At 36.0% G+C, this 913-nt stretch carries 1 pseudogene; it reads left to right on the top strand.

What is annotated here, in order from left to right:
• Window positions 1–913: pseudogene (locus ACSSWA_RS14925) on the top strand (hypothetical protein); the annotation flags it as partial.

The raw sequence follows: 913 nt of genomic DNA on the forward strand, positions 1-913 counted from the left end.
TTACATGACGGACGATCAAGTTTTACGTGTTCCGATTAGTAGTTCAGATTATTTCCTTATTGAAAACCGGAAGAAACAAAGTTATCATGATTGGGCGGGGGATACTGGATTTTATTTTTATAGAGTGACAGGAGCTTCTTCATACCCTCCTTCAATTGATGTGCTTTGTGCCGACGGGAACTGGGATTTTAGTATAAATACATCAACACATACACTGACCCGAACTACACCGAATGTGAGTGGATATGATGAAATGAACTTTAGGCAAGTTATAAGCGGGGTGACTTATGCTTGCTACACCCCTGTATATAACGAGAATTCTGCATGGGGTGATGATGAAGATGCTTTTGATCAAACATTTAATAACGTATTTTCACCAGCCAGCAATCCGCGTAATACTTCTTCGTTGCAATTCAGTATTGAAGTTACGGGTACAGACCAAATTACTTTTTATTTTGATGGTGATGGAAATGGCGACGAATTTGCTGGTTCGCCATCTAAACCGCAAAATTTACAAGTTTCATCTAACGGTACACACCCAGTAATTACTTGGGATGAAAATTCTGAACCTGATATTTCCAATTATGAGGTATGGCGTAAAGAGAATAGTGGTAATTGGACGTTAATAGCAACTACACTCTCAAATTCTTATATAGACAATCAAGTAATTACCCCTGTTCCTGTTGACCATTTTTATTACAAAGTGAGAGTAAAAGATACTCAAAATTATTTTTCAGTATTTTCAAATGAAGGTTCTATAGACGGATATAAAATTTATAAGATTAATAATACTTCTGTAAATAAGGGAATTAATAATAGTGAAAATAATGTATTGATTTCACAAAATATGCCCAATCCGTTTAATCCCGCTACGAAAATCAGATTTAGCTTGCCCGAGGCGAGCTTTGTTACT

Source organism: Melioribacter sp. Ez-97 (assembly GCF_051488665.1).
Lineage (GTDB): Bacteria > Bacteroidota > Ignavibacteria > Ignavibacteriales > Melioribacteraceae > Melioribacter.